The sequence below is a fragment of the Endozoicomonas sp. ONNA2 genome (assembly GCF_024606365.1).
In the GTDB taxonomy this organism is placed as follows: Bacteria; Pseudomonadota; Gammaproteobacteria; order Pseudomonadales; family Endozoicomonadaceae; genus Endozoicomonas.
On record NZ_JAHHPO010000624.1, the window covers coordinates 1 to 7,921 of the forward strand.

General features: G+C 51.3%; 9 protein-coding genes. 3 read left to right on the forward strand and 6 right to left on the reverse strand.

Annotated features, from left to right (window positions below; translation table 11 throughout):
* The 3 genes from KDK14_RS10940 to KDK14_RS10950 all read right to left on the reverse strand — a co-directional run.
* Positions 1-968 (reverse strand): ADP-ribosylglycohydrolase family protein (locus KDK14_RS10940; protein WP_257265144.1); only part of this gene is annotated, 968 nt, incomplete at its 3' end.
* A gap of 235 nt (positions 969-1,203) precedes the next feature.
* Positions 1,204-1,941, reverse strand: coding sequence for a hypothetical protein (locus tag KDK14_RS10945; RefSeq protein WP_257265145.1), 738 nt, complete (start codon positions 1,939-1,941; stop codon positions 1,204-1,206).
* Between the two features lie 474 nt (positions 1,942-2,415).
* Positions 2,416-2,778 carry a hypothetical protein gene (locus KDK14_RS10950; protein ID WP_257265146.1) on the reverse strand — a complete coding sequence of 121 codons (363 nt, stop codon included), beginning with the start codon at positions 2,776-2,778 and terminating at the stop codon, positions 2,416-2,418.
* A gap of 32 nt (positions 2,779-2,810) precedes the next feature.
* Between KDK14_RS10950 and KDK14_RS10955 the strand changes: the two genes are divergently transcribed.
* Positions 2,811-3,080 (forward strand): ADP-ribosylglycohydrolase family protein, encoded by a 270-nt coding sequence (locus KDK14_RS10955; RefSeq protein WP_257265147.1) that lies wholly within the window; start codon positions 2,811-2,813, stop codon positions 3,078-3,080.
* Positions 3,081-3,202: 122 nt separating this feature from the next.
* Here KDK14_RS10955 and KDK14_RS10960 read toward each other — a convergent pair whose 3' ends face one another.
* Entirely contained in the window at positions 3,203-4,240 is a 1,038-nt protein-coding gene (locus KDK14_RS10960) for a GMP reductase (RefSeq protein WP_257265148.1), read from the reverse strand.
* 248 nt (positions 4,241-4,488) lie between these two features.
* On the opposite strand from KDK14_RS10960, the gene KDK14_RS10965 reads away from it, so the two are divergent.
* Together KDK14_RS10965 and KDK14_RS10970 are read left to right on the forward strand one after the other, a co-directional pair.
* A complete protein-coding gene (locus tag KDK14_RS10965; protein WP_257265149.1) occupies positions 4,489-5,562 on the forward strand; it encodes a class I SAM-dependent methyltransferase in 1,074 nt (357 codons plus the stop codon).
* A 213-nt stretch (positions 5,563-5,775) separates the two neighbouring features.
* Entirely contained in the window at positions 5,776-6,216 is a 441-nt protein-coding gene (locus KDK14_RS10970) for a hypothetical protein (protein ID WP_257265150.1), read from the forward strand.
* Here KDK14_RS10970 and KDK14_RS10975 read toward each other — a convergent pair.
* Positions 6,213-6,890 (reverse strand): tRNA1(Val) (adenine(37)-N6)-methyltransferase, encoded by a 678-nt coding sequence (locus KDK14_RS10975; RefSeq protein ID WP_257265151.1) that lies wholly within the window; start codon positions 6,888-6,890, stop codon positions 6,213-6,215. The genes KDK14_RS10970 and KDK14_RS10975 overlap by 4 nt on opposite strands.
* A gap of 65 nt (positions 6,891-6,955) precedes the next feature.
* Positions 6,956-7,837 carry a DMT family transporter gene (locus KDK14_RS10980; protein ID WP_257265152.1) on the reverse strand — a complete coding sequence of 294 codons (882 nt, stop codon included), beginning with the start codon at positions 7,835-7,837 and terminating at the stop codon, positions 6,956-6,958.
* Between the last annotated feature and the right edge of the window lie 84 nt (positions 7,838-7,921).

Genomic DNA, 7,921 nt, shown 5'->3' on the forward strand with positions numbered 1-7,921 from the left:
AAGTGCATAACCTGACGGTCCATACCAAAGAGATGACTGACGTACTTCGGCTCTGGAATACTGACCAGATCCGGACGGCGGGCGATGCTGCCATTGACCGGGGTTATGAAGCGGTCGAAGCCACCAACCACAGGGGCAATGGCAGGGTGGCGAGCCATCGATCTCAGGTAATCTTCCAGCTCATCAACAGTGATGCCATTGATCAACGCCTGGATAACCAGGCCGTAAACGATATGGTTACCCCTGACGAAGTGATCCCGGTAAAACACCTGCAGCAGCTGGTCCGCTTCACGGGCAAAAAGTTCAGGGTCGGAGATGGTGGCAGCCAGGGGAACGAGCAGCAATGCGCCGTCCGATGTATCATTGGTTGGCACGAACGAATGCATGTTGTCCCAGCCTATACCCCGGGCTCGATATTTCAGCAAGATTCTGTGAAGACTATCGGTGTAACGTCCTGAGAAGGGCTCTCCACTGAGTGTGGCGTATAAGGTATCCAGGCGCTGGAAGAAGTCATCGCCCACAAGCTGTTTTTTTTCATGCAGGCTCTCCAGCAACAACGTGTAAATCTGCCCTGTCTGGGAGAGATCACCAGCGCGTAATCCCTGCTCGTAGCGAAACCGGCTGACGTTGGCGAACCGGTGATCGCCGTCGGGTTTGGGGTCAACATAGTGGTCAACCCAGGTGCCGTGCTCCCTGTGCAGGGCGTCCATATCATAATACCAGTGCGTCCCCAGCCCCAGTGCATCACCAATCAGAACACCCATGATGGCACCAGCGGCCCGATTGATTCTGGCCAGATCGTGAGGATCTGCTGACGTGCTGATCGACTCGTTTCCAACAGCTTCAGCCATGTTGTTTTCTGGCGTCCGTGTTGCTGTGGCAATTGTAGCCAGGGGCAGAAGGATGAGTAGCAGCCATCGTTTGATCACGCTGTTTATGCTTCTGAAAGTCGTTATTTTTGCCAACATGAGTTTCTCCCGTGACTGATACGTTACTAATAAATGAGTGTTTACGACTCTGTTCGTGCGTAGCCCAGAATGAATGGTAGCTGTCTGCACTAACCAAACCATGTGCTGGTCAATTGAGTTTCTGGCCATGGCCCTTGAATAAAGGTTTTACCGGTTTTAGCTGGAGATTCAAGCGTCTGACACCTTTCAATAAGGCTCTGTGTGAGCCTTATTGAAGAAAGAAGACACTGAAGTATTATTCAGATTTCATGGCTTTCAAGCGATCGCGTAATAAGATTGCGTAGTTGTGTGAGACGGCACAACTGGTCGGGTTGCTGAGCATAATGTCGCTGCGGTAATGGAACAGGTACTGCTCAGCAGGATCGTCTTCATACGGGGTGTACTGCGGATGCACAAAGAGGCACGAATCTGCTGAACTCAGCTGCTCTGAGGCCAGGTATTGATCATATGCCGTGATGGCATAGTCGATAAATTTCGCCATGACCTCAGGCTCTGCCAGCAAGATTTCCAACATACTGGAACGCTGTATGGGTGGGTATTGAGCTGGACTGGCATTGGAATTTTCACGCACAGTGACTTTTAAACCCAGCTCTTCAGCCTTTTTCTGAAGCTTGTCAAACAGTGCATCGAATTTACCGGTATCAACGTGTTTATGGTCAAGGTGAAGATGGATGGCATCCGGTTCATGGTCGGGGACCAATCCTTCGATCAGCTTGTCAATCTCGTCATGAAGTGCTTTTGCTTCTTTAGCATCCACCCTTTTCATGGATTCAGATTCCATATGGGAATAGTAAGTAAACTGATCTGTTGGCGAGGAGTAAAAGACTTTACGTTCAATACCCAGCGTTTTGGCCAAGGCTTCTGAATAGGAGCTTTGCCCGACAAACACATCGGTGGCAAAGCTGTTGCCGGCCAACAACGCAATGGAGATGATAAATGCTTTCAGGGGCTGGGTTATCCTGGATAGGGTCATAATTCATTAGTTCCTCCTGAATTAATTTAGGGATTAAGTTTTAACATTAAATCCAGGCATTTAACCTGACCATCAAGTAAGTAGGCCTGACAGAATCAATCAGAACATCCGTGTTGGCACCAGTAGCAGTGTATGTACCGCAAAAAAGAACTTTTCTTTTCCTTAGTGCTCTTTACCGTGAAAATCCCCGAACCCAGGGCACTTACAATCGCCCTGTACAAAAAAGGCACTATTGTATCAATAAGAACTGAGATTTATTTTTGAGCCTGGTGGCCATAATCGACCAGTTTTTCAACCTGAATTCAGCAGCTGAAAATCGAAATGGCTTTGGAGCCATGGCAATGCAGGGGCTAAATCGGATTGCACTACTCAGGAGTTGTCTGCACCGTGGTGATTGTGGCAAAACCTGATTTTCATTGTGCGTGGTGACCGAAACTCTGGTCATAAGCATTGTGATGTTTGTGGTTAAGACAATCACATGATCACGCAACCACCGCAATCGCCACAACCACCGCAATCGCCACAATCGCCGCAACAGTCATCAGAAACACAACCAGGCGATTGCGCTTGCGGGTCGCGATTCATTATCATTGATGCAGGAAGACAATCCTGCCCGCCCCAATAACAACACAGATATGCAGAACGGTCATCTATGGACGGATTATCAGCAGATATTGTCGAATTCTGCCCCCGCCGCTTCTTGTCAGAATCAATGTCCTGACCAATAACCCCGCCCCCATCGGTTGGCAAATGACTATTACCAGAAAGAGAATCAGGGAGGTTATCCGATCTCAATAAAGGTAAACCAACCGCCACCCTTTCCACCCCTCTTTGCAAAGCTGACGCCTCGATAGTCTCATCACTTTGGTATGGACTGTCAGGTTATGCACTTGCTGCCCGCTGCTTACTACCTGATGTATCGGTTCCCGAATGATTTTGAGATGGCTACCCTCTCTGCCAGCAATGGCGGTGGCAATAATATGGCCAGGGCAGCATTGACCGGAGCCATCGCCGGAGCCATAAACGGCATCAGCAATATACCGCAACGGCTGTTAAAAGAATTACGCAATGGTAACGAGCTGGAAAACCTGGCGAGGGAGGTAGCCAGTCAAAATCACCAGGAGCCTGTTCGAAAATAGCGCCCGACTGGGCGTCCCCGAAGCGAGGACGGCAGAAAACTGAGGATACAAATTCGGATATTTTTAGACCAATTTATCGCGACCTCAGTAGGGCAGACTGTTCTGGGATAGTCTCCCGGGGTTCAGTTGAAAATGCGGTTTTCCTGTTCCTGAACCCGGATAAACGTAGTTCGCTTGGATAGCTCTTTCAGTTGTGCGGCCCCTACGTAGGTGCAGGTTGAGCGTACACCACCGAGGATATCCTGAACGGTTTCAACCACTGGGCCACGGTAAGGTACTTTCACGGTCTTGCCTTCTGAGGCGCGGTAGTTGGCAACACCACCCGCGTGCTGTGCCATGGCGGTGGTGGAACTCATGCCATAGAACAGGCGGAATTGCTTGCCATCTTCTTTCAACATTTCGCCGCCAGACTCATCATGACCGGCAAGCATGCCGCCGATCATGACGAAATCAGCGCCACCACCAAAGGCTTTGGATACGTCACCGGCGCAGGTGCAGCCACCGTCGGAAATCACCTGGCCACCAACGCCGTGGGCCGCGTCGGCACACTCAATAACAGCGGACAGCTGTGGATAGCCAACCCCGGTTTTAACGCGGGTGGTACAGACAGAGCCCGGCCCGATACCCACTTTAACGATGTCGGCACCTTTCAGGATCAGCTCTTCTACCATTTCTCCGGTAACCACGTTACCAGCGACGATCACCTTGTTCGGATGGCGCTGGCGAACACGGGCCACGAACTCAACAAAATGTTCTGAGTAACCGTTGGCTACATCGATGCAGATAAAGCGCAGTTTGTCGTCCAGGGAGAGGATTTCAGACATCTTGTCGAAATCGCTGTCGGAGGTGCCACTGCTGACCATGATGTGGTTTTCAATGTCGGCAGGGGCGCTGTCGAGGAAGGCTCGCCACTTTTCGACCGTGTAATGTTTGTGAACGGCAGTCAGCATTTTGTGCTCAGCCAGGGCGAGCGTCATGGCGAATGTACCCACGGTGTCCATATTGGCAGCAATGACAGGTACACCGGTCCATTCATGGTCTGTGTGCACAAATCGGAAGGTGCGCTGCAGGCTTACCTGTGAACGGCTTTTCAGGGTGGAACGCTTTGGGCGGAACAAAACGTCTTTGAACCCTAACTTGATATCGGCTTCTACACGCATGATAACTTTTTTAAGGACGAAGAAAATAGGCAGATTTGACGCTTGAACGGCTGAAGTATAGCGAGCTGCCTTGCGAAATTAAAGAAGCCGAGAAAACTCCATACGATCGTCACTGGCGGCGAATGCTATGCCTGTGGCACAGCCCTGTACATTGTATTTCCATGAACGCTTGGCTGGACAATGGAAAACCGTGGACTATTCCTGTATAACTTCGCGCCCTGTGAACTGTGTAACCGGCGTTTATTCCCATGACATCCCTTCTATCCGCTCATTTATCCAATCCGGGGCAGTTAATTGTTCGCAATCAGGCGCTCTTTGAGCTTGAGCATCTTGTGGTGGTTGGGTTGCCGGCCGATGAGCTGGCCGCTCATTTGTTAAGCGGTGGGGTTGGCTACATCACGGCACTGACCCGTGTTTTCAGTGCTTATGGGCATTTGCTGTCGCTGGCCTGCCCGAAAGACCGCTTGTTCCTCAGTTTTGCGCCGATCCTGGCGGCGGATTTTGTCCGTCCCGTTGATGGTGTTTTGCTCTTCCTCCAGAAAAGCAAACCATTAATGGACTTCTGGCTGGCGATGGTATTGAGCTTTTTGCCCGAAAGCGTACCCATTTGGCTGGTGGGAGAGAATGATGCCGGGATCAAGTCATGGAAGAAACGGCTGAAGCGCAGTTTTGGTTGTGTTAAAAGTGTCGATAATGCCCGGCATTGTGTCTTGCTGGAAGCTTCAGAACCCTTGAAAAAGCCGGAGAATTTTACCCTTGAATCGTGGTTTACCACGTTTTCTGTTACTGCTGGCCCGGTTAATATGGACATTGCCTCGTTACCCGGCGTTTTCAGTCATGGTCGTCTGGATAAGGGAACTCAGGTGCTGTTGGCAACGCTGGATAACGTGCCTTCAGGCAAGGTGCTGGATTTTGGCTGTGGCGCCGGGGTGATCTCCGCTTATATCAGCGCCCTGTCCGGTGAGCATGACATTACCCTGGTGGATTGTGATGCCCTTGCATTGGCCAGCAGTACCAGAACCATGAGCGCCACAGGGAGTAAATCTTTTACGGTATTGCCAGTCGATGGTTTGTCAGATGTGACGGGACAGTTTGACCTGATTATCTCCAACCCACCGTTTCACCGGGGGGTGAGAACCCACTATGAGGTGACAGAACAGTTTCTTGCCCGGTCACGCCAGATACTGCACCCGGGGGGGGAGCTTCGGATTGTTGCCAATAGCTTTCTGCGTTATCGGCCCATTATTCAAACGGCGTTTGGTCACTGTGATATATTGCTCACCAGGGATGGGTTCTCGGTTTATCGTGGGGTGAACCGATAGTGAAGTCCCCTGGATTTGTCCCACAATAACTTCATCGTTTGGCCTGGTCCGGGGAAATTCGCTCGCTGTTCCCTTCCCGCCGCCCGCTTCCCGAAAGTTGGAACCACTTGTGCTTTTGCGGGCAGCGGGCGGCGGCATTTGGCCAGTCTGAATGAAATGATGAAGTTATTCCGGCACAATTCCCAAGATAGGCCAAAAGAGTGAGGCACGACCATGCATAATAATATTAAGCCAGCGTGGATATTTTGTGGGGTATTTCTGGTTACGTTGCTATGGGCAGTGGAGTTTGATAACCGGCCAAGAGCCGGGCTGGCCAATTCATCGGACCATCTCCATACATCAACAAATGAACAGGTCACCCACATTGATCCGGGCAATGGTCAAAAGTCGAGCGAACTTGCCATGCACAAGAGCCAACCGGCAGAGGTCGGAACATCCGGGCATAACCCCCAGCCACACAGAAACCATTCAGCAGGTGATTATTCTTATAACTTGGAGGTCGGCCCGGCCTATGGCCTGTTGCCAGCACAGGTGCAGGTTTTTGCTGCTAAAGGCGCCCAGCTGGCAGAGCAGATCCGTGATAACAACCCGCTGCATGCAGCTGAACGCTTGTACAGCTGTTTTGATAATCGTTGCGTGAATACTGACCATTAGAGGGCCTGATAATAAGGTGACAGCAACTGTCTGGTCGCTTCTGTGTAGTGGGGAGGCTGGGTGTATGTGGTGACTGTATCCTCTTGGGTTATATGAAGTTTATCCAGGGTCAGGTGTTTTAGTACCAGGATGTGGCGGTGATTCGGATGGCGGCTGGAAGAACGCAGCCCAATCTGTTTGATCAGAGCGAGCCCTTGCGGGGCAGTCGCTGCCAAAAAATGCTGTGTGGCTGTCACGGGCAGCAGAATCCAGGCTTCACCAGTGCTTGCCAAATGCCGGGAAATCGCCCTGGCAAGATCCGTAAAGCTCAGGCTATCGGTATGCCGGGCCATGTTTCGTCGCTGATCATCGCCCTTGAAGGACTGCTGAAAAAAAGGCGGGTTCGATATAACACAATCAAAGCGTTGCTGGCTGGTGGCAGAGAATATCTGGATAGCGCTATTGACCAGCCGAAACTGATCGGCCCACGGACTGGCAACGAAGTTACTGACTGCTTGCTGTGACGCTGCTTCATCCAGCTCCACGGCGGTGATTTTGCCATTGCAGTTTTGAGCTGCCATCAGGCTCAGCAGCCCGGTGCCAGTGCCAATGTCCAGGACGGACTGGCTCTGTTGCAATGCGGATGACTCAGCCAGAAGGGCGCCGAGGATGCAGGCATCCGTAGTGATTTTCATGGCGCATAAATCCTGGTCAACTCTGAATTGTTTGAAGGCAAAATAACTCTTTCTGGCCATGTCGTTTACTTGCTGCTCAGGCGCTGCTGAGCCAGAACGGCAACAATAATCATCATCAGGCCAGCATAGGTGGCAGGATAGATAGCCTCACCCAGAATATTGCCAATGAAAATCAATGACAGAAACGGACTAAGGTAGCTGATATTGCTGATCATGGCGGTATTGTCTGTCAGTTTAAGGGCTTTCAGCCATAAGATATAAGCAAAGCCCATTTCAATCAGACCAACATAGGCTGCTGCAGCCAGGCCTTCTGTGGCAATGGGCCAGAAACCGGAGAAGAGCGCGGCAGCGCCAATGATCCAGGGTAGTCCACAGAGGAAGCAGATCAGCATACCAACCACGGGGTCCCCTTTTCGCCGGGTATTGAATAGCCAGTAAAGCGCCCAGATAAGGGTACTGGCAAGTGCCAGAGCAACTCCGGTGAGACTGGCGAAATCAAGTTTTTGCAACTCCCCACCAGTACAGATAATCAAAACGCCCGCGTAGGCCAGCAGGCAACAGAGCAGGCTGGTAAAGGACAGCTTCCTGCCCAGCACAGGAACCGACAGCAGGGTGAGCGCAATTGGCCAGCTGTAGTTTAATGCCTGCGCCTGTTGGGCCGGAAGCCGATCATAAGCACCAAACAGGGCAACGTGATAGAGAAACGGGTTTAACAGCCCCAGGGCAAGGAATAATCCCGGTGATTGTTTGAATTGGGCAACGATTAAACTGCTCTTTCCCTGAATTATCGCAATGAAGGTGAGCAGGGTGGTGGAGGTTACCACGGACCAGAATACCAACTGCCAGGGGTCAAGATATTCAAGGGCTATTTTAAAGGCGGTGGCAATGGTCGACCACAATAAGGCCGTGGCCAGGGCGTAGAAACAGGCTTTGCTATGGTCTGTCATGAATACTGTCTGGAGACGTTCAGGAATTGTCCCGGAATAACTTCATCATTTCATTCAGACCGGGCAAATGCCGCCGCCCGCTTT